This is a genomic window from Akkermansia sp. BCRC 18949 (assembly GCF_045011645.1).
GTDB classification, from domain to species: Bacteria; Verrucomicrobiota; Verrucomicrobiia; order Verrucomicrobiales; family Akkermansiaceae; genus Akkermansia; species Akkermansia massiliensis.
In genome coordinates this window covers 1,703,161-1,725,316 of the sequence record NZ_CP123619.1, presented here as the reverse complement: position 1 = coordinate 1,725,316, position 22,156 = coordinate 1,703,161, and the positions used below count along the sequence as shown (strand labels likewise).

The window sequence follows — 22,156 nt, the reverse complement described above, 5'->3', positions numbered from 1 at the left end:
TTTACCTCGCTTTCTATTCTTCCAAAGAGGAGTCTTTTGTTCCGCATGAGCGTGGGGGATTAGCCTTCATCTTGCGGACAGCCCTCGTTATATTACACTCTTCTGGACGGATGAATTTTACAATCCCATTCTTCATGACGGGTTTCCAGAAGCGAACCCCCAATTCGTCTCTTCCCGTCTCATCCGGATAATCAAATCCATGGAACATAATGCCGAAGGCGAGTTCCGGAGTGTCATCATAGGCTCCGGGAGTGTCTCCAAACCGGCACGGTTCCACATAAGCCTGGCATTCACGTGCGCCCAGGCAGATGTCGCGTCTGCCTCCCTTTTCCAGCGTGCGGCGGATGATGGCAGCATGTTTTCCTTCAATGCGGTCCGCCTTCATATCCTCGCGAAGCAAATTCCATTCGAAATGAGCTCGTACCTGATAAGCAACATTTGTCAAATAAGTGTATACCGACAGTTCGGCACCGCTTTCATGATACTTGATCAGTTTCATGTTTTTTGCGAACGTCCGAATGGGATTCATGATACGCACTTCATCAATGACCCAATTAATGGTGGGCTTCCAATAAATAGATTTGGTTACTCCCTTTAAAGCTTCATAAGTAGGGATGTGGTAAGAGCATTTTTCACCGCCCATACGGGTGAGGGGATCAGTGAATAGGGCCAATTTTCCTGATACCATGTATTCTATGTTATTTCCCATGATAAGATAAGTTAAGAGATAAGAGCGCCTGAATTTTTAGCATAGGGTTCTTTTCCGGACCATGAAAATCCAGTTTTTTCATCATAATGAATTTCTGAAAGCATATAGACAGGATAATCGGTGGGTAGTAATACAAGTACTCCGTCTGCAAGCATGGAATGAACTTCCTGATCGGAACAGTTTAATGAGAGTGTGTACTTCATGGCGTCCCTGAGTAATTTTCGGACGTCTCTCCATTCTTCTTGCGAATGAGGGTGCGTCAGCTCTGTCAATTTTTCTATAATCTGAGCTCCCTCACCCTTATTCACAATGACTGGAGTGGATAAGCCTTCGATGACTCTATAAGCTTCTGCCGCTTTTTGGAATGACTGATACAGGAGCATGCCGGAGTTGTCAGACTGGATCCGCCGCGCCTCCATTTTTATGGCTTCATTCGTAGAAAGCAGGTCCATCATGGTGTAACTGTCGGCCTCCAACGGGTAAGCCAACTTGTTCCCTTGCTCAGAATAATAATGTCGGTAAAAAGAATCCAAGGCGTTTTCTTCCATCAGTAAATGGGCATTTCCGTGCACATCGCTGAAAATTTGGTGTAGAAGTGATTTGCCAATGCTGATTTCTTCCAATTTGTCTGTATGCTCCAATTTTTGGGAAGGAAAGACGACGAAGATGTTTCCCTCGTCCAGCCGGGCATTTCTGTTGCAGCGGCCACCGGCCTGGACAAGAGAGTCCAGGCCTGCTGCACTGCGAATGACCACATCAAAGTCCACATCTACGCCAGCTTCAATTAATTGCGTACTGAAGCACAAGATAGGTCTTCCTGTCTTTTTAGCTGTTTCAAGAGAGAGTGTGTCTATTTTATGTTGGATGATGTCTGAGCGATCCTCCGGGATCATGTTTGTGCTTAAATGGCAGGTTTGTACATCCTCCACATCGCCGCAGGCCTCATACAGATTGCGGGCAAAGGATTTCGTATTAACTATCATTAAGGTATTTTTCCCCATCCGCGCTTGTTTTAATGCAAAATCAGTAAACTCCTGAAGTTTCCATTGTTTGGATTCTTCAATCATATTCAGAGTAATCCGGCGGTTGGAATGAAACAGTTCAAAATATTTCTGATAGTCGGGAATGATATGAGGATCCGGATTCAGCCTTAAATTCCAAACCTTATCCTCCAATCGGCTCCATATGGGCTGCGTAGCCGTGCATAAAACAAGACTGCATCCCATGACTTCATCCATGAAATTTAATGCGGATGTCAGCAAGTAGGTGGATTTTAAAGGGAGAGCCTGAACTTCGTCGAAAATAATTACTGAACGGGCCAAGCTGTTCATGCGGCGCACGTAGTGGCTCCCTTTGGAGAACAGCGTCTGCAAAAACTGTACCGCTGTTGTCAGAATAACGGGAGGATTCCAGGAGCATTCGGCTTGGTGGCGCTTTTCCTCCTCCTGATAGAGTTCGCTTCCGGATAATTCGTTTTTGGGATCAACGAGGACATTGGAATGATGGACCAGGATGAGATCGCCAAATTCCTCCCCCAATGCGTCACGGATGATAGCCGCATTCTGGTCAATGATAGAGGTGTAGGGAATAACATAGATCAACCGGTCCAGATGATGCTTCTGTGCGTGGGCCAACGCAAACCGCAGACTGGCCAGAGTTTTCCCGGCTCCTGTGGGGAGGGTCATTAAAAACTTGCCTTGAGGACGGTTTGCAGCGTTGAAACTGCGTTGAGAGATTTCTGTACGCAAATCATCAATCGTTTCATGTGAGGTAAAGCCTGCCAGATAACTGTCCAGATTCGCCAGCATCTTGTCCCATGGAGGTGTGGGTACGGCTTCAACCGGCTCTCCGCCCGCACTGGAATGGTCGGCGTCCACAAGGGAACTCAACAAAAACCGGCACAAGAGACCATATCGGTATTTTATTTCCTTGCCAGACAGTTTTTTCTCACCATTCCTGAGGAGGGCATCAAAGGAACGCCATTCTTCTCTTAAGGCCGGGTCTGAAAGCATTGCCTGTATCCGGGCTTTTTCCCCTTCAGGCAGGTTTTTCCAGGCTTCTTCATAGTGGGATTTCTCGATGTCTTTAGTAATGCGGGCTTTGAAGGAATTGGTACCGTCCGTTTTTATATTATCAATCAGGCATCCTTCATGATGGGAAAGACAGCAAAGGGCTATTATTTGAACCCAATATTTTTCAAATGGTTCCATTGGGCGGGGAGCATCCATGAAATAACGCCACAGATGTTGTGCTCCTGCCGTGGAGTGATCGATGGAGCCTCGAGGCCCAGGGTCTTTTCCGGAGGCAATAGCCTCCATATATTCATAAAAGGCATCACTCCATTTCCCAAAGTCATGAAGCGCCCCGATGAGCGCCGCCGTTCTTGCCAATCCTATTTTTGCCGCGTTGAGAGAAGCTCCCACAATACACTCATGCGTGTGCTGTTCAATTGTCTGCCCAGGCCGTGCTAACATGTTTTATTCTTCCTTCCCAGTTCCAGTACCGAAGAACCAAAATAGTCTTTTACGTGAGATTTACAAGATATGAATTGATTAATTTAGTATTTTATTTAGGGTTTCATCCTGAACAGAATTTCCAAGATGTTTTCATCTCTCTTCTCCGTACCCCTGGCGGCATTGCAGCATTACCTGTACTGTCCCAGGCAGTGTGCTCTGATTCATCTGGAATGCGCATGGGAGGAGAACCAGTTCACGGCAGAGGGGAACGTGTTTCATGAACGGGCCGATTCCGGGATGACGGAAACCCGCGGATTGAAAAAAGTGCTGCGCTCTCTGCACGTTTCTTCCGGACAGTGGGGTATTCACGGTATTGCGGATGTCGTGGAAGCTGTTTATTCCAAAAAGGGAGGGGAGGTGGTTGCCATGACGCCTGTGGAATATAAGGTTGGCAAGCCGAAGCCGCATCGTGCGGATGAGGTTCAAGTGTGTGCCCAGGCATTATGCCTGGAGGAGATGTTTGCCATAGAAGTCCCTGCCGGTTTTCTGTTTTATGGAAAAACCCAGAGAAGGTTTGAGGTGCCGTTTGACAAGGAGCTGCGTTCCTTGACAGCCTTGGTTATCCAGAATGCCAGAGAGGTGTTGACGGGCATCGTTACGCCGTTGCCCATGTATTCCAAAGCCTGCAAGTCCTGTTCCCTGGTCAATGATTGTCTTCCTGACGTTTGCCGAGAGCACAGGCAGACCATGAAAGCCCGGGTGGATAGTGTGTTTGAAGATAGTCTTGGTGCAAGTGAAGCTGATGATTTATGAAGAAACATTTAAATACCTTGTTTGTGACGCTGGAGGGATGCTGGCTGTCCAAGGATGGCGATACCGTGAAAGTCAATTCGGAAGGAACATGTTTGCTGCGGGTTCCCCTCCATAATTTGGAGGGTATTGTGACGCTGGGATGGGACATAGGAGTTTCCCCTTATTTGATGGGGGCCTGTGCGGAGCGCGGCATCACGCTTTCCTTCTGCAATCCTTACGGTAAATTCCTGGCTGGCGTCCAGGGCTTCATGAAGGGAAATATCCTGCTGCGCCGGGAGCAATACCGCTGGGCTGATGATGAGGCAAGATGGGTTGGCGTTGCCCGGGAAATGATAGGAGCCAAAATTGCCAATTGCCGCAGTTTGCTTTTAAGAGCGCAGAGAACTTACGGGAAAGATTTGTCGGAAGCGGTGGACCGTCTGGCTGCTTTTTGCCGCATGGCCCGCGGGTGCAGTTCCGGCGATATGCTGCGGGGCATTGAAGGTTCCGCTGCGGAAACATATTTTTCCTGCGTGTCCCATTGCCAGAGGACGGAAGAGCCGGAGTTAGTGTTTGAAGGCCGCAACAGGCGTCCTCCCAAGGATTGTTTTAACGCCCTTCTATCTTTTCTATATAGTCTGTTGTGCCATGATGCCAGGTCCGCTCTTGAAAGCGCCGGCATTGATGCGGCCGCCGGTTTTCTGCATCGCGACCGTCCGGGGCGTCCCGGAATGGCCTTGGACCTGATGGAAGAATTCCGGGCGCCGCTGGCTGATCGCCTGGCTCTTACGCTAATCAACCGCAAGCAAATTTCCGCAGATGATTTCGACAAGGAGGAATCCGGCGCCGTCTTTTTGAAGGAAGATTCCCGTAAGAAAGTATTGAATGCCTGGCAGGAGCGCAAGAAGACCGTTTTGGTGCACCCCTTCCTTCAGGAAAAGACGACACAGGGATTGCTGATTCACATCCAGGCCCTTTTGCTAGCACGTCATTTGCGCGGAGACCTGGACTGCTATCCTCCGTTTATTGGCAAGTAAAACGCTCCTTAGCCATGTATATTCTCATTACTTATGATGTAGCTACGGATGACAAGGTCGGGCAGCGGCGGTTGCGTCAAGTTACCCGCGCCTGTGAAAATATCGGTCAGAGAGTGCAGAATTCCGTGTTTGAATGTGAGCTGGCTCCGGCCCAATTGGTTGACATCAGGAACAAGCTGCTTAAGATTATTGATAACGAGAGCGACAGCCTGAGAATTTATCACATGGGGTCCAATTGGCATCATAAAATAGAGCAATTGGGCAAGGAGAAGAGTTTCGACATTTCCGGCCCTTTGATCATTTAAAAGCTGTCTGAGCACGGCCTTTGCGCCAACCCCAAGCTCACACCAATTTCCCGGGAGATCGGCGATTGGCGTAATACATTGGGAATGGAAGATTGACAGATGAATACTTAGAAGAGAAGGCTAGGTGATGATGGCCTTCTTCGGGAGGTTGGCGCAAAGTATCGTTTGCGCTGTTGAATAACAATGTATATGGTCAGGCGCAGTCGCACTCCGCAAGGAGTGCGTGGATTGAAACCAAGTCTACCGTCTGCAATTCGCACCAACATAGAGTCGCACTCCGCAAGGAGTGCGTGGATTGAAACGGGTCGGTGTAGGCAAAGGTGGTATTGCGGTCGGTCGCACTCCGCAAGGAGTGCGTGGATTGAAACCACGAGTACGCTGACCCGCCCATGCCATCCGATTGTCGCACTCCGCAAGGAGTGCGTGGATTGAAACAACAGGATCACCGCCCCCATTATGAAGCAAATAAGTCGCACTCCGCAAGGAGTGCGTGGATTGAAACTCCTGATGTGGCAAAAAAAGTCCTGGAGTCTGTGTCGCACTCCGCAAGGAGTGCGTGGATTGAAACGCGGGCCACCACTACGCACAAGCCGCCGTCATCAGTCGCACTCCGCAAGGAATGCGTGGATTGAAACATCGGAAAGGCTTGCTATGTCCGGATTTGCGTAACTCTTCCTAAAAATGAAAAGCTCTCCAGGCTTGTTTGGTCTGGAGAGCTTTTTTTCGGGTTTCGTTGTTTATTTTTCAGCCGGGGGCTGCCGGTTCAGATCGAGTTCTGCGGGAGGGAGGGACTGGAGCAGGGTCAGAATGGGGTCCTGCGGTGCGGCGCCCGCTTCCCGCTGGCGTTTGAATTCCTCCTCTTCCTGCTGGAGGGCCGCCAGTTTGGTATCTTCCACCAGCGCCTTGAATTTGTCCGCCTGGGAGTATTCTCCATCCGTATCCCGGAAGACGCGGGCCAGCCAGCGGCGTTTTTCTTCCGTGCTGAGCAGGGGCTCTTTCATGGGCTGGGGAGGGTGTTTTTATCCAGCAGGTTTCCTGCAAGCTGTTCCCCATCCGCGGTGGGGCGGTAGACGTAAGGGCGGCTGTCCCCGAAGCGGTTGATGTATCCCTGTGCAATGAGGTCCTGCAGGATGTTGGTAACGGTATTGGGATGCAAGCGCGTGGCTTCCGTAATGGTACTGTGGCGCCTGTATCCGGCAATGACGGCCAGGATGACCTGGGCGCTGCTGAGGCGGAAGTCCAGCCTGCGGACGTTGGAGGCGAATATCTGTATGAAGTCCAGGGCTTTCATGAGCTTGTATTCACAAGTTGTTGTTATGTTGCTGCCTTGTTATTCTCCTGTTATTCACATTCCTCCGGGCAGGCGGGCGACTTGATTTTCCTCAGCAGGTCCAGCAGGGGGTGGGAGTCGTTGGAGAAGCTCTGCACTGCATTGACGGTTGCCGCCTGCGGGAGAATGATTTTATGGAATTCCTGGTGAAGATTCTGGCGAAGGCTCTGGTTGCCCGTCAGGGGCATGGCCAGCTTTTCTGCCAGGCGGGTAGCCAGCGCGTCCATGAAGAGGGGATCGAATTGTTCGGCGTCTTCAATGTCGGCTATGTAGCTCATGGGCAGCGGCGCGCGGGAGGCGTGGATGCGCCTTCCCTGCATTTTCCATTCCGTGCATTCCACATCCAGCACGCGCAGGCAGTCCGCAGGCAGGGTGAATTGATAGGGTGTCAGGGAGTTGGGCGCCTGGGCGGAGACGGAGTCCAGCGTGGTTTGCGTGGTGGCGAAGGTCCAGCGCGCCATGCAGAGGGTTTCCCTCCGTGCCGGGTGGTAATGAAGAACGCAGAGACGGGATGCCGTGGATTCATTGGCAATCAGCGCGTCCAGCGGAGCCTCCCCTATTTTGGAGAGCGCCGCGTTGCAGATGTCCAGCGCGGAGGGAGTGTCCGGCTGAAGTAAGGATTCATTGATCATAACGCCACATGTTTGGCGGAAACGGATGCGGAATGCATCACGTTTGGGAACACCCTCTTTGATGCCACCGGTGGCACGTATGCACCCGGTTTTTCCCCGGATGCATTTTCCTCCAATTCATCTATTTGATAAATGCATGCACCTTCCCGGGCAATTCCGGGCAGGTGAGGAGACCGCCCTTTTCCTCCGCGGGGAGCGAACGCTCCCGCCGCATGGATCGTCCGTGCGGCAGACGGAAGGGGCCATCAGTATAAACCATGCATAGAAAGTAAAAGAGATTATGGGATTCATGAAACCGTCCACTCCTTCCACTCCAGCTCCGGAGCAGACCATCCCGGTCAAGGCGGAGAGCGTGGGAGAGGAAGTGGGAGAAGATTATCAGGCCCGGGAGCGGCAGAGGCAGGGGATGATTTCCACCATTCTGGCGCGCCGCAATTCTTCCGCCGGGCAGGGGGAGGTCAATCCCCGGACCCTGCTTAGGAAAACCCTGGGATAGGCACCGCCATGGAAGAGAGAGTTGCGGAGCTGAATTCCGTGTACAAGTCCCTGGCCGCCCAGCGCGCGCCGTGGGAGACGTGGTGGGACCGCCTGAGGGATTACGTGCTGCCCCGCCGCCTGAACCGGGAAGGGGAGGTTTCCCTCCCCAACAGGGACGCCATGGACCGCATGACGGATACCACTGCCGTGGAGGCGTGCCAGAAGCTGGCCAGCGGCCATATGTCCTACATTACGCCCAGCCATGACGTGTGGTTCAAGTGGTCGGCTCCGGACGACCGGGGAGGGGACGAGGCGGAGGCCTGGTACAATCAGTGTTCGGAGATTGCCCTGAAGGAGCTGTCCGTTTCCAATTTCTATACGGAGATCCATGAGTGTTTTCTGGACCGCGTGGCTTTGGGGACCGGCAGTTTGTTTACGGGAACTTCCTCGGACGGAAGGCTGCTGTTCACTAATATTCCGTGCGGTCAGTTCGCCTGTGCGGAGAATGCGGAAGGCCGGGTGGATACCTACGTCAGGGAGTTTACCTATACCGCCCACCAGGCGCGTTCCATGTTCGGTATGAAGGCCCTGGGGCCCAGGGCGCGGGAGGTGCTGGAACGCGGCGGCAATCCGTACGCCACGTCCCTGCGGTTCCTGCATGTGGTGCGTCCGCGCACCCGCCGGAGCCGCCGCAGGGAGCAGGCCGCCCACATGCCGTTTGAAAGCGTGTATCTGTCCCTGGACGACCAGGTGATCGTGGAGGAGGGAGGATATATGGAGTTTCCCTACCTGGTAACCCGCTTTTTGAAGTGGGGCAGCGGTCCGTACGGCCTCGCGCCCGGCAGGCTGGTGTTTCCCGCCATCCAGCAGGTTCAGTTCCTGAACCGCATTCTGGACACGCTGGGGGAGGTGGCCGCCTTCCCACGCATTCTGGAGCTCGCCAACCAGATTGGGGAGGTGGACCTGCGTGCCGGCGGCAGAACCGTCATTACCCCGGAGGCCGCCTCCCTCCACCTTCCGCGGGAGTGGGCCACGCAGGGCAGGTATGACGTCGGGATGGACCGTCTGGCGCAGAAGCAGGACGCCATCCGGCGCGCCTATTACCTGCCCATGCTGGAGCTTTGGAGCGGCCACCGCGGCAGCATGACCGCCACGGAGGTGATGGCCCGGGAGAACGAGCGCGTGCTGATGTTTTCCCCGTCCTTCACGCTGTTTGTGAGTGATCTGTATTCCACCATGACGCGCATTTTCTCCCTGCTGTTCCGCATGGGCAAGTTTCCCAGGCCTCCCCGCGCCGTTCTGCGGGAGGGGAGAGACGGCTCCATTGCCGTCGGAGAGCCCCGGGTGGTGTACCAGTCAAAGATTGCGCTGGTGCTCAGGCGCTTGCAGAGCGAGGGGATGGACCGCAGCCTTCAGCGCCTGAATATGATGATGCAGGCCGCTCCGGATTTGGCGGATCATGTGGACTGGGACCATTGCTTCCGCCTGTCCACCCGTGTGGACGGCGCTCCGGAGAGCATGCTGAGGCCCTGGGCCGATGTCCAGGCCATGCGGAAGGAACGGGCGGACCGCCAGCAGGGGGCCGCACAGGCTCCGGCGGAAGAGGATCCGTACGCTTCCCTCAATCCCTTGCTTGACCAGTTAACCACGATTCAGGAATGAACCAGGATACGACATTGCAGCAGGAGGCCTCCGTCCGGGAGGCCCGTCTCAGAAGGCGCCAGCTTTTCCGGGTGTTTGACACTCCGGACGGGCGGGAGGCGCTGACCTTTCTGGAAGCCCGCTTCCAGACTGATTTGCCCGTTTTTCAAGGCAGCCCGGGGAGTTATGACCCCCTGGACGCCATGAGGCGCGATGCCTACAGGGAGGTTTTCCTGTACATCCGCCGTCAAGTTCAGTTAGCCATTAAAGAATCCACAGCAGAAGAAAAGAATGATTGATTCCATTGATAATAATATGGCCGCTCCCTCCGGGGAGGCGGATTTTTCCGGGGCAGTTTCCCCGGAGGCGGAAGCGTTGACAGAAGCCGCGGCTCAAGCCGTGCCTCTTCCTTCCCTTCTGGGGGAGGACGGCGGTTTTGTTCCGGATTGGTATGCCCGGTTTGATGAGTTGAAGGGGATGGAGAAGTCCCTTTCCAAGTTCAAGACGCCGGAAGCGCTGGCGAAGAGTTATGCGGAGCTGGAGCGCCTGCGGCATTATCCCGGCGTGGAGAATGAGGAGCAGATGGCTCGGTTCCGCCGGATGGCCGGCCTGCCGGAATCGGAGGAAGATTACCGCCTGGAACGTCCGGAGTCCACGCCGGAAAGCGAGTGGAATGCAGGGCTCGCAGAACGCATGGCCCGCACGGCCTACCGTTACGGTGTACCTCCGGAAGCCATGAACGCTCTTCAGGAGACGATGGCCCAGGCATATGAGGAGGCCCGGGAACAGATGGCGGATTCCCGGATGGAGATGGAAACGCAGGCGGAACAGTCCCTGCAGCAGGAATGGGGCGCCAATTATGAGCGCAACATGGGCAGGGCTACCGCCGCACTCCAGCGGCTTGCGTCCGAGACGGGAGTGGATGCGGATGCCCTGCTTGACAATCCGGGTCTAGGGTCCAATCCGGACGTCATCCGCCTGCTGTACCAGGCCTCACGCCTGCTTGATGAAGCTCCTCTTCATCATTCGGGGGCCGCAACGCCCTCCCCGGCAGAGGAAGCCATGCGCATGGAGTCGGATCCCTCCCATCCGCTTTATGAGGCGTATATGAATGTGAACCATCCCAATCACAGATACGCCAATGAGTTATACGACCGTTTGACTTCCCGGTAGCCGTCCGGGCCGTTTCAGCAACGGAATTGGTTGAAAAGCAAGCCCGGCGGGAGAATTCTTCCGCCGGGCTTTTAATGGTCATTATTTCATCAGGGAAGGAGGGTCAAGGGCTGGGGCCTTCATCTGCCTTCATACCTTTAGCGTCCCGAAACAGGGCTTGCGTTCAAAAAAAGTTGGAAAAATATTTTTTTCCGTATGGATGGAGGAGGGAGGAAGATATGACTTATACCTTTTACCGTAAGTAGGTATGGATAGTATTTCCACACTTATTCTTATTCAGGCAGCTTCCATCAATTTTTACACAAACCGTCCGTTGATGCTGGCATTTTTCAACAGGCGCCAGACCGCATCATCCCATTCATCAGAGAGGGGCAATAAAAAATCCCGTCCGGAAAGGGACGGGATTTTAGGAAGATGGTACGCGGTATAGGATTTGAACCTACGACCTCCACCATGTCAAGGTGTTGCTCTACCACTGAGCTAACCGCGCGTTTTGGAAGTGCGGGCGGATTATTACCCGATTAAGGCGGAAAGAGCAATACTTTTTTTGAAAGCGGTCCATTTTGTGAAAGGGGGCGGAAGCATTCCTGCCGGGAGAAAGACGCTGATTTCTCTTCCTATGCGGTGTATTTTTGCTAATTTGGGAAGAACATTTCACAAGTATGATGAACAGACATTTTATTTTTGCGTTGTGCGCCGTTTTGGGATTCAGCGTTTCCGGCGTTTCCATGGCCCAGAGCACTCCCGCGGACAAGGAAGCCGCCGCCAAGGCCGCCAAGGCGGCGAAGGTGAAATTCCGCTGGGGCAAGAGCCTGAAGAGCGCCCAGAAGCAGGCGGAGGAAACCGGCCTTCCCATCGTCCTTCTTTTCACGGGAACGTCCTGGTGCGGCTACTGCATTAAGCTGGAGAAGGAAATCCTTTCCAAGAAGGAGTTCAAACAGGGCATGGACGGCGTGGCTATCGGCGTCAAGTTCGAGTTCGGCAGTTCGGATTTCAGCAAGTCCAAGGAAGCCAAGACGTATAGAATCACCGGCGTTCCGGCCATGGTCGTGGTGGACGCGGAGGGCAAGGAACTGGGCCGCACGGGTTATATTCCCGGCCAGACTCCTGTCCAGTACGTTGAATTTTTCAAGAAGTACGCGCCCAAGACTGCGGAGGCCAAGTAACGTATTTGTTCCGGATCGGAACGTTTTCAGCGGGAGCGGCGGCAGAACAATCGTCGCTCCTGCCGTTTTTTGGGAAGAAAGATGGGAAATTTTCCCTACACTGTTTTTGATGGCTCAAGTTCAAAAGAAGCTCCATAAAATTATGACAAACGCATATTGAATGAAGGATTTGCCCATCCGGTCCTACCTGCATGCCTGAATTTACAAATGCATTTAGCGGATTAAAGGAAGGCCGGATGCTTACCCATGACGAATTGGTAAGGGCCATCCGGTTCATGATTGCTGCGGAATATGAATCTATTCAGATTTATACCCAGCTTGCCGCATCCATTGACCACAAATTGGCCCAGGAAGTTCTTTGGGATATTTCCAATGAAGAAAAGGAACACGCGGGCGAATTCCTCCGCCTCCTTCAAGTGCTGGCCCCGGACGAACAGGGTTTCTACGATGAAGGGATGGGTGAAACCAATGAAAAGATCGACAAATTGAAGGCGTCCTGCCCGGACGGCAAATGCAGTTCCCAAGCCGCCCATTAAAGGGCTTTCCAGCCGCCACTGCAAGACGCCCGGTTTTTTTCACGAAGAATCCGGGCGTTTTCTCATGCCGCGCATGTGTCCCGGCTCGCCTCTTTCATTTCATGCCGACAGTGGGGAAAGTCCCGCAGCGGGAAAATTGAGGAGGGAAAAACTGCCGTTTCCTCCTATGGAAAAAAGCCGGAATGCGATGCTGGATCCCTTAGACCGTTTTCAATGGAAAAAGTTCAAAGAATGTCGCGAAAAATATATGACAAAAACATTTTGAATACATTAGTGGTGATTTGAGTCATACCTGCATGCCTGAATTTACAAATGCATTTAGTGGACAAAAAGAAGACCGGATGCTTACCCATGACGAATTGGTAAGGGCCATCCGGTTCATGATTGCTGCGGAATATGAGGCCATCCAGCTTTATACCCAGCTTGCGGAATCCATCGATAACAAGCTTGCGCAGGAAGTCCTTTTGGACATTTCCAATGAAGAAAAGGAACACGCGGGCGAATTCCTCCGCCTCCTTCAAGTGCTGGCCCCGGATGAACAGGGCTTCTACGATGAAGGGATGGGTGAAACCAATGAAAAAATTGACAAATTGAAGGCGTCCTGCCCGGACGGCAAATGCAGTTCCCAGGCCGCTCATTGACGGAATCTTCCGTCTGATTAAAATGCCCGGTTTCCCTCCATGGGGGACCGGGCATTTTAATGATGCCGGGCTTTTGCTTCCAGCTCGGCCCCGTGGCGGGCGCAGAAGGCAATGCAGCGTTCACAGGGGCGGGAGGCGTAGTAGGCGGCGGTTCTTTCTCCGGGGCGCGCCGTCTCCGCAGCCAGGCGTTCCGGAGACAATCCCAGCAGTTCCCTGCAGTAAAGCGTGCCGAATTCCTGCTTGAAGGAGGCGGCCAGTGATTGGACCAGGGAAAAGATTTTTTCCTTTTCTCCGGTTTCCGGAGAGCTGTTTCCATACAGGCTCCCCGCCAGCATGCTCAGTCCGCAAAAAGCGCCGCATACTTCCCGCATGCGTCCGATGCCCGCTCCCAGGGGGGAGGAGAGCTTCAGGGCCGTTTCCTCCGTCAGGCCGCAGACGTCTGCAAAAGCCGCAAAGACGGACTGGGAACAGTTGTATCCCTGGTGGAAGTAATCCAGCGCCCGGACTGCCCGGTCTTCCTTGGAACCGTTCATGGGAAAAAGGTTTTCTTTTACTGCTCCTTTTCAGCGGGAGCGTCCGCTGCGGCGTCTTCCGGTTTTTTGCGGTCCGTCAGGCGCAGCATGAGGATGTAGCAGACGGCCAGCACCAGCACGGCCAGAATAAGGGGAAGGCTTTCGCTCTTGACGGTGGAAATCAGCTCCTCCGGGGACTTGAGCAGTTCCGGATGCCGTTCCCCGATGCGGTGGCCGTACCAGGCGAGCACCGTGCACCAGACAAACGCGCCGAGCACGGTGACCAGGGAAAAGACGCCGAAGCCCATGCGGACAATGCCTGCGGGAATGGAGATCAGGTGCCGGATGACGGGCAGAAGGCGGGCGAAGAAAACGCCTGACACCTCATACCGCTGGAGGAAGACTTCCGCCTTCTCCACCTTGTTGGGCGGCATGAAAAAGAATTTGCCCCAGCGCATGATGACCGGGCGCCCCACAATACGGGCTACGGCGTAGGTAATGGCGGATCCCAGCCAGGAGCCGAACGTTCCGGCAACCACCACCCCCCAGAAGCTCATGGATGCTCCATCCTGGGCGGACAGAATGGCCGCAGGCGGGATGACTACCTCACTGGGGACGGGGAAAATGGAGCTTTCCATGGCCATCAGGACGATGACGCCCGCATATCCCCAGTCCTGCACCCAGGACATCCAAAGTGAGATCAACTCATGCATAACGGCGCGTATCTTGCATTAAAATCCTTGAAAGAAAAGTCTTTTATTGCACCTTGGAAAAGAGGCTGGTAAGGTTGGAAGGCATACGGCGCGCGCCGTTGCAGAGAGTGATGAAGCTTTACATGATAGCAGGCGAGAAGAGCGGGGACATTCACGGAGCCCTGCTGTTGAAGAATCTGCTGCGCCTGATGCCCGGCATGGAGGTCAGGGGACTGGGCGGCCACGGCATGCATGCGTTATGCCCCGGCGTGGAGGATTGGGCGGATGAAGCCGCCGTCATCGGCGTGGTGGAGGTGCTCAAGAAATACGGGTGGTTCCGGAAGCGTTTTCTCTCCATTCTGGAGCAGATACGGCAGGACCAGCCGGACTGCCTCATTCTGATCGACTACCCGGGATTCAACCTGCGTCTGGCGGAAAAGGTGCGCAAGTGCTGCCCGCATACCAAAATCATTTATTTTATTTCCCCGCAGGTATGGGCATGGCACCGCGGCCGCATTCCCAAGATGGTGCGCATGCTGGACCTGATGATGTGCATCTTCCCCTTTGAGGCTTCCTTGTTCCAGGAAGCCGGGCTGAAAACGGAGTTCGTAGGGCACCCCCTGGTGGACGAGATTGCTTCCATCCGGAAGGATGACGTCCGGGAGGCGTCCCTGGTCGGTCTCTTTCCCGGCAGCCGGAACCGTGAGATTGACAGGCATTTCCCGGTGTTTATAGAGGTGGTCCGCCGCCTTTCCGGGGAACGGCCGGAGCTGTCTTTTGAAACCGCAGCTTCCACGGAGGCGCTTGCAGAAAGAATGCGCGGCATGGCGCAGAAGGCCGGCATGCCGCCGGAGCTGTTCCACATTACGGTGGGGGGATATCATGAACTGATGGACCGCGCCACCATGGGGGTGGTGGCTTCCGGCACCGCCACGATGGAGGCCGCCTTGCACCGGCTTCCGTACATGCTGGTGTACAAGGTTCCCCTGCTCACGTACTGGATGGCGCGCATGCTTATTAAAATACGCTTCATCGGCATGGTGAACATTCTGGCGCAGAAATCCGTAGTCAAGGAGCTGATCCAGTTTGATTTTACGCCGGACAAGGTGATTGAGGAAATAGAACGCCTGCTGGTTCCGGAAAACAGGGATGCCCTGCTGGCGGACATGAAGCAGGCCTCCGACAAGCTGGGGCAGGGCGGAGCGGCGGAACACGCGGCCCAGGCCGTCTGCCGTCTGCTGAAGGAGTAATGCTCCGGTTTTTTGACGATTTGAACCGGGAAGAATTGCGCCGGCCGTTTTATTGATGGAAACGGGTTCGCAACCGGAATGGGGAAAATACATCCGTGGCCGTTGTCCGGTGAAATGCCGGTTCCGTTTTTCCATTCTGTCTCCCGGTCCGGACCAGGGGATTTGTTGCCGTGAATTCCCGGTGAACGTTCCTTTTGGAATCGGGAGTAGTTTTTCAGGCAGAGAAATCCTTCTGTGGAATGTTCCTGCTCGTTCTGCCGGGCGCAGCATTTAAAGCTATTTCCGGGCCGGAGAGGCCCCTTGAAAGGAATAAAAGAAAAGCGCCGGGCGAACCCGGCGCTTCTGTTGTGTTTTACGTTGGCAGCAAGTGTGTCACAACCGGGACTCAAACCACTCCCTGGTCGATCATGGAATCCGCCACCTTCACGAAGCCGGCAATGTTGGCGCCGGTGACGTAGTTGGTGAAGGATTTGTCGGAAGAGTATTCCTGGGCGTGGGCCAGGGCGTTCGCGTGGATGTTGGCCATGATGCTCTTCAGCTTGTGGTCCACTTCCTCCCGCGTCCAGGAGAGGCGCTGGCTGTTCTGGGACATTTCCAGACCGGAGGTGGCCACGCCGCCGGCGTTGGCGGCCTTGGCCGGGCCGTACAGGATTTTGGCGGCCAGGTAGGTTTCAATGCCTTCCAGGTCCGTGGGCATGTTGGCGCCTTCCGCCACCAGGGTACAGCCGTTCTTGATGAGGGTGCGGGCGTCTTCTCCGTTGATTTCGTTCTGCGTGGCGGAGGGGAAGGCGCAGTCGCACGGGACGCTCCAGGGACGCTGGCCTTCAAAGTACTGCGCCTTCGGGAACTGCTTCACGTATTCCGCAATGCGGCCGCGGCGATTGTTCTTGAGTTCCATGACCCAGGCCAGTTTTTCCGGGGAAATGCCGTCCGGATCGTAAATGTAGCCGTTGGAATCGGACATCGTGACGGGCTTCGCGCCCAGTTCGTTGAGTTTTTCCACCGTGTACTGGGCCACGTTGCCGGAGCCGGACACCAGGCAAACCTTGCCCTGCAAATCGTCGTTGCGGGTGGCGAGCATGTTCTGGGCGAAGTACACGCAGCCGTAGCCGGTGGCTTCCGGACGGATGAGGGAACCGCCCCAGTTCAGGCTCTTGCCGGTGAGAACGCCGGTGAATTCATTGCGGATTCTCTTGTACTGGCCGAAGAGATAGCCGATCTCGCGGCCGCCCACGCCGATGTCCCCGGCGGGAACGTCCGTATCCGCGCCGATGTGGCGCTGGAGTTCCGTCATGAAGCTCTGGCAGAAGCGCATCACTTCATTATCGCTCTTGCCCTTGGGGTCGAAGTCGGAGCCTCCCTTGCCGCCGCCCATGGGCAGGGTGGTGAGGGAGTTCTTGAAAACCTGTTCAAAGCCCAGGAACTTCAGAATGCCGAGGTTCACGCTGGGGTGGAAGCGGAGGCCGCCCTTGTACGGCCCAATGGCGCTGTTGAATTCCACACGGTACCCGCGGTTCACCTGAACCTTGCCCCGGTCGTCGATCCACGGCACGCGGAACAGGATGGTTCTTTCCGGTTCCACGATCCGTTCCAGAATCGCGTGGTCTTCATACTTGGATTCTGCGGCCAGAACCGGCTCAATCGTGTTGAGCACTTCCTGAACGGCCTGGATGAATTCTTTTTCGTGGCTGTTCCTGGTTTTCACCAAGTCGAGCACGCGCTGGGAATATGTCTGTGCCATCTTCTCTGTTGTTGTATTTGGGTTGACGCTTCACGCGCGGTTTTTCGCACGCGCTTTTCGTTTATCATTCCGCGGCGCGGACTGGCAATCATTTTTTTCCCCGGAAAGTGTAAAGGGTCAGCAGGAAAATAGAAAATATCTTTTCATGTTGTAATTTGTAAACTGACCCCTATGGACGATGGATATTCGTTCATACGGCATATTCCGGGGGGTGGAAACCGGAGGACATACCTGGTAATCCGGCTTCTTTTTCCCCGGAGGCGGATTTTGAATCCGGTGTCAATAAGGAATGAATGAAAAAGAAAAAGTTATCAGGAAACGCCGCTGTGCCACAGACGGAATTCGCCTGTGATGAATGGACGGGACATTTTTTATAAACAGGCGGTTTTCTGCGTCTTGCGTGATTGTCCGGATTCAAAATCCTTAAACTGGCCTCCATTGTCAGAATAGTCAAAAACCATGAAGAAAACATTATTCCTGCTTATTTCCGGAGGGGCTTTTTCCATCGCCCAGGCGGCTTCCGTTTTTGTGGACGTGTACAGGGATGGCCCAGGCAGAGACGGCATGAACCAGTACACTTCCAATGCTGCGGCTGTTCTCCCCTTGGCGGACGCTTCCGGAAGCGATACTCCCTACACGCTTAAAATCGTTAAAAGCGCCGGGAATTTCTTTAACACGGAGCTTTCCGCCGTAACTCCCGGGGAGGGTGACCCTGCCTATTACGCCTATTACCAGAACAAGGCGGCGATGACGGATCTGGTCAATACCCTCGGTTCTTTTGATTACGGTGCGCTGTCCTCCTACATGGCTCCCGGCGCCGGAGGCTCCACCACATCCTCCATTCAATTGGGGGGGCTGACGGTGGGAGACACGGTGACATTTTACATGTTCATTTCCAGTATCGTGGCCGCTCCGGGGGCCACTACCGTGACCGGGGGAACCGGCACCTTTGAATACGCGGCAACGGACGGGACCGGTTTTTCGTCCACGCCTTCCTTCGCCAACGGCAAGCTGACCCTGGTCAAATGGACAGGGGAGGCGACGGCGGATACTCTTGATTTCCGTATCGGAGGGCAGAAAGCCGGGGTTGCGGCCATGGCGTTTTCAGTTGTTCCGGAACCGGCTTCGGCATCCATGGGATTGCTTGGGCTGGCCGCTATGCTGGTGCGCCGGCGCAGGGCATAACATCGTTCGCTCCGGCGTTCTTTATCCTGTCACGGGGTGATGTCCGGAGGGACGGCATGGTTCCCTCCCTCCGGATTTTTCCATGTGACGGGCCGGGAGAAGCTTCTTTTGGACGCTCCCGCAGGGAAAAATCAGGCGGTCAGGCGTTCGATCCATGCCCGCGTCTTCAAGTCCGTTTCCGCCATCTTCTTGGCCCGGTGGAGCAGGGTGCCCATGGATTTGGGAATGCCCATGTGCAGGCGGTTGCTGATCCAGGCGTACGGAACCAGCGTGCTTTGCCGGACGGCCAGGGCAATGATGAGCTTGGACGGATGGCTGTAGGGCGTGACGAGCAAGTCCTCCTCCGAGAGCCCGAACGCTTTCAGGCCGTTTTTCACAATGATCTCCGCCTGGTATTCCCCTATTTCCGAGGCGCGCATGCCCGTCGTGACGGGCTTTCTGCGCGCCAGCCGGGGAAGTTCGCCCACCAGCCTGGCGCGAAAGGCGCTGGAGCCGTAGCACCAGCCCCGCTGGACGGTGCCGGGGCCCACATGGCCGGCGGGGAGCAGGGAGCGTTCGTCCATGCGTTCCGCTTCAAAGCGGCCCATCAGGTGGTTAAGGTACTTCTGGCGGCCGTCGTCCGTGTCGTCGCAGCCAAAGCAGACGAGGCCGCGCTCCGGATGAATCCACTTGGGCCTTTTGGCGGGCGCGTCCAGCCATGCGGGCAGGCTGGTCCATTTGCAGCCGGAAAGGAACGTGTGGCGGCGTGCCAGGCCGGACCGCGCCGGATTCAGATGGATATAGTCGATGATGGTGGAAAAATAGTGGGCGTTTTCCGCTTCCACCACCATGGCGTGGTACCTGCCCGCAAACAGGTGGCCCCGCATGCGGTGGCGCGCGTTGAAACGCTGGGTGTAGGCAGTCTGGAGCCATTTCATGCCGTCCACCAGGTTCGCGCGCGCGGTCTGGAAGAGAATGTGGTAGTGGTTGGCCATCAGGGCATAGGCGTACACGGTCCAGCCGCTTCTGCGGGCCGCCTCCTGGAAAGTGCGCAGAAAGGTCTCCCTGTCTTCGTCATCCAGGTAAATGGCGTCTCCGCGGTTGCCCTCGCTCTGCACGTGATAGACCGCTCCAGGGTATTCTATTCTCAGGGTACGGCTCATGCCGGAAGCGTACCGGATGAGGTCAAAAATGCAAGTTTGTTGTTATTTTTAACCTGACCCCTATTGCGAAAAAAGAGGGTGGAAAAAATGCGTTTTTAAGCGGGTCCGTGTTTCCGGAAAGGGGGAGCCCGCCTCCGGTGAACGCCGGACAGGATGCTGCCGGGAAAGACCGGGAAGCCCTTTGCCCGGATGGCAGCGGCGCAGCCATGCCGGCGTTTCCCCGTCTTTTTTCATGAAAGGTTTGCGGAGGAATGAGGCGCCGGAGAAGGCCGCGGTGTTTTATTCCCTGAATTCCGTCGGGAGCGCCGCATGCCAATGCGGCGACGGAAAAGAAAAAGGGAGCCAGCGGACGAAGAGAAAAGAGAAGGCTTCCTTTGAATTAACGGAGAGGGTTGCCTTTGTCCGTGTATTTTTTAAGAGCCCCTGGGGCCTGGTGCGCTTCCCGCGGGTCTTCCCGGAACCAGGGCGCGGCCCGGAAAACGCCTCTCCTATTGCAGCTTTTCCCGCCGCATGATTTCGGAGAGCACCAGGTAAAGGTCCGTCTTGTTGACCACTCCCAGCAGCAGATCGTTGTTCGGGTTCACCAGCGCCAGGGATTCCGAGCAGTGGGGGCGCGAGAAGATGCCCAGAGCTTCCGGAAGGTGCATGTCCGCGGGAAGCGTGGGCATGTCGCTGCGCAGCACGTCCATGGCCAGGACGGCCTGGGCCAGTTCCTTGTTGCGGGCGAAGGCCGCCACATCTTCCGCTACCACGCTGCCCAGGTATTTGCCCGCCGGGGAGGTGACGAAGATGGGCTGCGCCGGGTTCTTGATGAGCATGGAGGCAATCGTGCCGAATTTATCCAGCGGGTGGACCACGGGCGGGTCCTTGCGCGCCACGTCCTGGAGCTGCACCTGGGCCAGGGGCTTGTCAAAGGTGCTTCTGGGTCCGAAGGCCAGGGAATCATGGTACATGGACTGGGCCTTGGTGAGCCTCGCCATGCCGTAGGAGACCAGAACGCCGATGATCAGGGGAAACATCATGTGCCCGGCCATGGTGAATTCCACTACCAGCACCAAGGAGGTGATGGGGGCGTTGGCCGCTGTGGTGAAGAAGGCGGCCATGCCCACCAGGGAATAGGCGATGGCATGGTCCCCCGGAACTCCGAGCTGGGTGAGCGCCGCGCTGAACAGGAAGCCGCAGACGCTCCCGATGGTCAGGCTGGGCGTCAGGGCGCCCCCCACCGTACCCACGCCGAAGACGATGGCGACGGTGAAGATTTTCAGGAATAGCAGGATGCCGGCCCTCGTGGCGTCAAATTCATAATGAATGAGGGAGGTGATGATGTTTTTGCCGTTCCCCACGATTTCCGGGTAAAAGATGGCGATGACGCCCACCAGCATCCCTGCGGCCATCAGGCGCACGGGAAGCCACTGGCGCTTCCCGTTCAGGTACTGGCGCGATTTTTTGAGGATCAGGAGCCAGAAGCTGGCGACCAGGGAGGCCAGCGCGCCCAGCAGAACGCACCAGAGCACATGCTGGTTGCCCGTCAGGGATACTTCCTGCTGGAGCTGGTAGATGGGGGCCGGTTCATGGAACAGGCCCATGGTGAAGTATCCGGCGCAGCTCGCCACCAGCAGGGGGGCGAGAAAGTCAATGGTCAGCGCGCCCAGCACGATTTCACTCACGAACAGGCCGCCGGCCAGGGGCGTATGGAAGGCGGAGGACATGCCGGAGGCGGCGGCGCAGGCAACCACCAGGCGCAGGCGCGGGGCGGAGAGATGGAAGAAGCGGCCCAAGGCGGACCCCACCACGGCGGCGGCCTGCACCAGCGGGCCTTCACGGCCGATGGAGGCGCCGGAACCTACGGAGAAAACGGCGGACAGGGAGCGCAGCAGGCTGGGCTTGGGCGGCACATAGCCGTTGCCCAGCGCCACGGCTTCCATGTATTCCGTGGCCTTGGCCGGGACAAAGCGGTGGGTGAAGAGAAGGGTGAGGCCGGCCAGCAGGCCGCCCGCCGCCGGAACGAAGATGCACCAGGCCCAGTCCTGGCTGGCCATTTCCTGAAAGACCTGGATTTGCTTGTAGCTGGTGCGTCCCGTCAGGACGTCCTGCACCAGTTCCACCCCCATTTCAAAAACAAGGGCCGTCAGGGCGCCCAGCGCGCCGACGACGACCGCCCAGATGAAGATGACTTGCTTGTCACCCAGCTTGACCTTTTCACGCAGGCTCAGCGCCATGCGCAGCCATGACCATGAAATGCGCGTCTTCGCCGCAGGCTGGTTCTTCTTGTCCGTCATTGCAGGGCGTGTTGAAGGGACGCCAGCAGGCTGGCTTCGTCTCCCGTCCATTCCCCATTGGGGCCCAGGGGAGCGTTTTTATGCCACCGCAGCAGCTTCTGCATGGTGGTCAGGTAGCCGGTCACCATGGCGGTGGGAACGCCCAGCATCACGATGAGGTGGGCATTGCGTGCGTCATCCGGCCAGAGGACGCCTTCCGGACTGATGCCTACGGTGACTTGCATGGAGTCCAGCGCGCTGGTGCGCCCGTGGGGGACGGCCAGGCCGTGGTCCAGATAGGTGGTTTGCGTTTCCTCGCGCAGAAGGACCGCATTCTTGATGTGCCTTAGCTGACGTTCGTCAAGGACTTCCGCCATGGAATCCGTCAAGGTTTCCAGAGCCTGTTCCTGAGTGGTTGCGGGCTGGAACGTGCGTACGTGAATTTGAAGATTGTCTGCCACCGGGTCTGCTAAAGGCTTTT

The 22,156-nt window shown here is 55.9% G+C and carries 23 protein-coding genes, 1 tRNA gene and 1 CRISPR repeat array; of the genes, 12 read left to right on the top strand and 12 right to left on the bottom strand.

The genetic code is table 11. From position 1 onward, the window contains the following. Positions 1-13 precede the first annotated feature (13 nt). Together cas5c and cas3 are read right to left on the bottom strand one after the other, a co-directional pair. Positions 14-709, bottom strand: a complete 696-nt coding sequence (gene cas5c / locus P8A25_RS07115; RefSeq protein ID WP_215442988.1) for a type I-C CRISPR-associated protein Cas5c — start codon at positions 707-709, stop codon at positions 14-16. An 11-nt stretch (positions 710-720) separates the two neighbouring features. Beyond that, complete coding sequence (cas3, locus tag P8A25_RS07110) at positions 721-3,183, bottom strand: CRISPR-associated helicase Cas3' (RefSeq protein WP_215442986.1); 2,463 nt, start codon at positions 3,181-3,183, stop codon at positions 721-723. A gap of 126 nt (positions 3,184-3,309) precedes the next feature. On the opposite strand from cas3, the gene cas4 reads away from it, so the two are divergent. The 3 genes from cas4 to cas2 are packed head-to-tail and all read left to right on the top strand — an operon-like array spanning position 3,310 to position 5,299. Continuing rightward, on the top strand, positions 3,310-3,978 hold the full coding sequence (cas4, locus tag P8A25_RS07105; protein ID WP_251841021.1) for a CRISPR-associated protein Cas4: 669 nt from the start codon (positions 3,310-3,312) through the stop codon (positions 3,976-3,978). After that, positions 3,975-4,994 carry a type I-C CRISPR-associated endonuclease Cas1c gene (gene cas1c / locus P8A25_RS07100; protein WP_102722926.1) on the top strand — a complete coding sequence of 340 codons (1,020 nt, stop codon included), beginning with the start codon at positions 3,975-3,977 and terminating at the stop codon, positions 4,992-4,994. Before cas4 ends, cas1c begins: the two co-directional genes overlap by 4 nt. Positions 4,995-5,008: 14 nt before the next feature. Next, complete coding sequence (gene cas2 / locus P8A25_RS07095; RefSeq protein ID WP_215442982.1) at positions 5,009-5,299, top strand: CRISPR-associated endonuclease Cas2; 291 nt, start codon at positions 5,009-5,011, stop codon at positions 5,297-5,299. A gap of 202 nt (positions 5,300-5,501) precedes the next feature. Then, positions 5,502-5,934: a CRISPR direct-repeat array (repeat unit 33 nt; unit sequence GTCGCACTCCGCAAGGAGTGCGTGGATTGAAAC). Between the two features lie 102 nt (positions 5,935-6,036). Here the strand turns inward: cas2 and P8A25_RS07090 are convergent. Genes P8A25_RS07090 through P8A25_RS07080 form a run of 3 tightly spaced genes read right to left on the bottom strand, consistent with a single transcriptional unit; the run spans position 6,037 to position 7,261 of the window. Next, on the bottom strand, positions 6,037-6,300 hold the full coding sequence (locus P8A25_RS07090) for a hypothetical protein (RefSeq protein ID WP_022398015.1): 264 nt from the start codon (positions 6,298-6,300) through the stop codon (positions 6,037-6,039). Beyond that, positions 6,297-6,590 carry a BlaI/MecI/CopY family transcriptional regulator gene (locus tag P8A25_RS07085; RefSeq protein ID WP_022398014.1) on the bottom strand — a complete coding sequence of 98 codons (294 nt, stop codon included), beginning with the start codon at positions 6,588-6,590 and terminating at the stop codon, positions 6,297-6,299. Before P8A25_RS07085 ends, P8A25_RS07090 begins: the two co-directional genes overlap by 4 nt. Before the next feature lie 50 nt (positions 6,591-6,640). Next, complete coding sequence (locus P8A25_RS07080) at positions 6,641-7,261, bottom strand: hypothetical protein (protein WP_022398013.1); 621 nt, start codon at positions 7,259-7,261, stop codon at positions 6,641-6,643. A gap of 289 nt (positions 7,262-7,550) precedes the next feature. Between P8A25_RS07080 and P8A25_RS07075 the strand changes: the two genes are divergently transcribed. From P8A25_RS07075 to P8A25_RS07060, 4 genes are read left to right on the top strand one after another with little or no spacing between them, the layout of a single operon-like run. After that, positions 7,551-7,757, top strand: coding sequence for a hypothetical protein (locus tag P8A25_RS07075; RefSeq protein WP_146018214.1), 207 nt, complete (start codon positions 7,551-7,553; stop codon positions 7,755-7,757). Between the two features lie 8 nt (positions 7,758-7,765). Then, positions 7,766-9,400, top strand: coding sequence for a portal protein (locus P8A25_RS07070; RefSeq protein ID WP_102730341.1), 1,635 nt, complete (start codon positions 7,766-7,768; stop codon positions 9,398-9,400). Next, a complete protein-coding gene (locus tag P8A25_RS07065) occupies positions 9,397-9,678 on the top strand; it encodes a hypothetical protein (RefSeq protein ID WP_102722242.1) in 282 nt (93 codons plus the stop codon). Before P8A25_RS07070 ends, P8A25_RS07065 begins: the two co-directional genes overlap by 4 nt. Next, positions 9,671-10,552 carry a hypothetical protein gene (locus P8A25_RS07060; protein WP_102727525.1) on the top strand — a complete coding sequence of 294 codons (882 nt, stop codon included), beginning with the start codon at positions 9,671-9,673 and terminating at the stop codon, positions 10,550-10,552. Before P8A25_RS07065 ends, P8A25_RS07060 begins: the two co-directional genes overlap by 8 nt. A 415-nt stretch (positions 10,553-10,967) precedes the next feature. Here P8A25_RS07060 and P8A25_RS07055 read toward each other — a convergent pair. Next, positions 10,968-11,042 (bottom strand) — tRNA-Val (locus P8A25_RS07055). A 172-nt stretch (positions 11,043-11,214) separates the two neighbouring features. Here P8A25_RS07055 and P8A25_RS07050 point away from each other — a divergent pair. From P8A25_RS07050 to P8A25_RS07040, 3 genes are all read left to right on the top strand, one after another. Continuing rightward, on the top strand, positions 11,215-11,718 hold the full coding sequence (locus P8A25_RS07050) for a thioredoxin family protein (protein ID WP_022398008.1): 504 nt from the start codon (positions 11,215-11,217) through the stop codon (positions 11,716-11,718). 191 nt (positions 11,719-11,909) lie between these two features. Then, positions 11,910-12,254 (top strand): ferritin family protein, encoded by a 345-nt coding sequence (locus P8A25_RS07045; RefSeq protein ID WP_022398007.1) that lies wholly within the window; start codon positions 11,910-11,912, stop codon positions 12,252-12,254. A gap of 296 nt (positions 12,255-12,550) precedes the next feature. After that, positions 12,551-12,895 carry a ferritin family protein gene (locus P8A25_RS07040; protein WP_102722244.1) on the top strand — a complete coding sequence of 115 codons (345 nt, stop codon included), beginning with the start codon at positions 12,551-12,553 and terminating at the stop codon, positions 12,893-12,895. Positions 12,896-12,951: 56 nt separating this feature from the next. Here P8A25_RS07040 and P8A25_RS07035 read toward each other — a convergent pair whose 3' ends face one another. Both P8A25_RS07035 and P8A25_RS07030 read right to left on the bottom strand, forming a co-directional pair. Beyond that, on the bottom strand, positions 12,952-13,428 hold the full coding sequence (locus tag P8A25_RS07035; protein WP_102722245.1) for a C-GCAxxG-C-C family protein: 477 nt from the start codon (positions 13,426-13,428) through the stop codon (positions 12,952-12,954). A 17-nt stretch (positions 13,429-13,445) separates the two neighbouring features. Further along, positions 13,446-14,120: a DedA family protein gene (locus P8A25_RS07030; protein ID WP_240454312.1), complete on the bottom strand. Its 675-nt coding sequence runs from the start codon at positions 14,118-14,120 to the stop codon at positions 13,446-13,448. 122 nt (positions 14,121-14,242) lie between these two features. Here P8A25_RS07030 and lpxB point away from each other — a divergent pair, with 122 nt between their 5' ends. Continuing rightward, complete coding sequence (lpxB, locus tag P8A25_RS07025) at positions 14,243-15,349, top strand: lipid-A-disaccharide synthase (RefSeq protein ID WP_215442981.1); 1,107 nt, start codon at positions 14,243-14,245, stop codon at positions 15,347-15,349. A gap of 385 nt (positions 15,350-15,734) precedes the next feature. Here the strand turns inward: lpxB and gdhA are convergent, their stop codons facing one another. After that, entirely contained in the window at positions 15,735-17,090 is a 1,356-nt protein-coding gene (gene gdhA / locus P8A25_RS07020; RefSeq protein ID WP_404838613.1) for an NADP-specific glutamate dehydrogenase, read from the bottom strand. A 459-nt stretch (positions 17,091-17,549) separates the two neighbouring features. Between gdhA and P8A25_RS07015 the strand changes: the two genes are divergently transcribed. After that, positions 17,550-18,275 carry a PEP-CTERM sorting domain-containing protein gene (locus P8A25_RS07015; RefSeq protein ID WP_102722249.1) on the top strand — a complete coding sequence of 242 codons (726 nt, stop codon included), beginning with the start codon at positions 17,550-17,552 and terminating at the stop codon, positions 18,273-18,275. Positions 18,276-18,406: 131 nt separating this feature from the next. Here the strand turns inward: P8A25_RS07015 and P8A25_RS07010 are convergent, their stop codons facing one another. From P8A25_RS07010 to P8A25_RS07000, 3 genes are all read right to left on the bottom strand, one after another. Then, a complete protein-coding gene (locus tag P8A25_RS07010) occupies positions 18,407-19,417 on the bottom strand; it encodes a transposase (RefSeq protein ID WP_102722250.1) in 1,011 nt (336 codons plus the stop codon). A 488-nt stretch (positions 19,418-19,905) separates the two neighbouring features. Beyond that, entirely contained in the window at positions 19,906-21,696 is a 1,791-nt protein-coding gene (locus P8A25_RS07005) for a chloride channel protein (protein ID WP_022397999.1), read from the bottom strand. Then, complete coding sequence (locus tag P8A25_RS07000) at positions 21,693-22,136, bottom strand: PTS sugar transporter subunit IIA (protein WP_180971054.1); 444 nt, start codon at positions 22,134-22,136, stop codon at positions 21,693-21,695. The genes P8A25_RS07005 and P8A25_RS07000 overlap by 4 nt, the downstream gene beginning before the upstream one ends. Positions 22,137-22,156 lie beyond the last annotated feature (20 nt).

Coding starts and splice junctions, on each gene's coding strand:
- P8A25_RS07090 (WP_022398015.1), bottom strand. CDS start 6,300: ATGAAAGAGCCCCTGCTCAGCACGGAAGAAAAACGCCGCTGGCTGGCC.
- lpxB (WP_215442981.1), top strand. CDS start 14,243: ATGATAGCAGGCGAGAAGAGCGGGGACATTCACGGAGCCCTGCTGTTG.
- P8A25_RS07045 (WP_022398007.1), top strand. CDS start 11,910: ATGCCTGAATTTACAAATGCATTTAGCGGATTAAAGGAAGGCCGGATG.
- cas1c (WP_102722926.1), top strand. CDS start 3,975: ATGAAGAAACATTTAAATACCTTGTTTGTGACGCTGGAGGGATGCTGG.
- cas2 (WP_215442982.1), top strand. CDS start 5,009: ATGTATATTCTCATTACTTATGATGTAGCTACGGATGACAAGGTCGGG.
- P8A25_RS07085 (WP_022398014.1), bottom strand. CDS start 6,590: ATGAAAGCCCTGGACTTCATACAGATATTCGCCTCCAACGTCCGCAGG.
- cas5c (WP_215442988.1), bottom strand. CDS start 709: ATGGGAAATAACATAGAATACATGGTATCAGGAAAATTGGCCCTATTC.
- P8A25_RS07030 (WP_240454312.1), bottom strand. CDS start 14,120: ATGCATGAGTTGATCTCACTTTGGATGTCCTGGGTGCAGGACTGGGGA.
- P8A25_RS07035 (WP_102722245.1), bottom strand. CDS start 13,428: ATGAACGGTTCCAAGGAAGACCGGGCAGTCCGGGCGCTGGATTACTTC.
- P8A25_RS07005 (WP_022397999.1), bottom strand. CDS start 21,696: ATGACGGACAAGAAGAACCAGCCTGCGGCGAAGACGCGCATTTCATGG.
- P8A25_RS07010 (WP_102722250.1), bottom strand. CDS start 19,417: ATGAGCCGTACCCTGAGAATAGAATACCCTGGAGCGGTCTATCACGTG.
- P8A25_RS07060 (WP_102727525.1), top strand. CDS start 9,671: ATGATTGATTCCATTGATAATAATATGGCCGCTCCCTCCGGGGAGGCG.
- P8A25_RS07070 (WP_102730341.1), top strand. CDS start 7,766: ATGGAAGAGAGAGTTGCGGAGCTGAATTCCGTGTACAAGTCCCTGGCC.
- P8A25_RS07065 (WP_102722242.1), top strand. CDS start 9,397: ATGAACCAGGATACGACATTGCAGCAGGAGGCCTCCGTCCGGGAGGCC.
- cas3 (WP_215442986.1), bottom strand. CDS start 3,183: ATGTTAGCACGGCCTGGGCAGACAATTGAACAGCACACGCATGAGTGT.
- P8A25_RS07015 (WP_102722249.1), top strand. CDS start 17,550: ATGAAGAAAACATTATTCCTGCTTATTTCCGGAGGGGCTTTTTCCATC.
- P8A25_RS07040 (WP_102722244.1), top strand. CDS start 12,551: ATGCCTGAATTTACAAATGCATTTAGTGGACAAAAAGAAGACCGGATG.
- gdhA (WP_404838613.1), bottom strand. CDS start 17,090: ATGGCACAGACATATTCCCAGCGCGTGCTCGACTTGGTGAAAACCAGG.
- P8A25_RS07080 (WP_022398013.1), bottom strand. CDS start 7,261: ATGATCAATGAATCCTTACTTCAGCCGGACACTCCCTCCGCGCTGGAC.
- P8A25_RS07050 (WP_022398008.1), top strand. CDS start 11,215: ATGATGAACAGACATTTTATTTTTGCGTTGTGCGCCGTTTTGGGATTC.
- P8A25_RS07075 (WP_146018214.1), top strand. CDS start 7,551: ATGAAACCGTCCACTCCTTCCACTCCAGCTCCGGAGCAGACCATCCCG.
- cas4 (WP_251841021.1), top strand. CDS start 3,310: ATGTTTTCATCTCTCTTCTCCGTACCCCTGGCGGCATTGCAGCATTAC.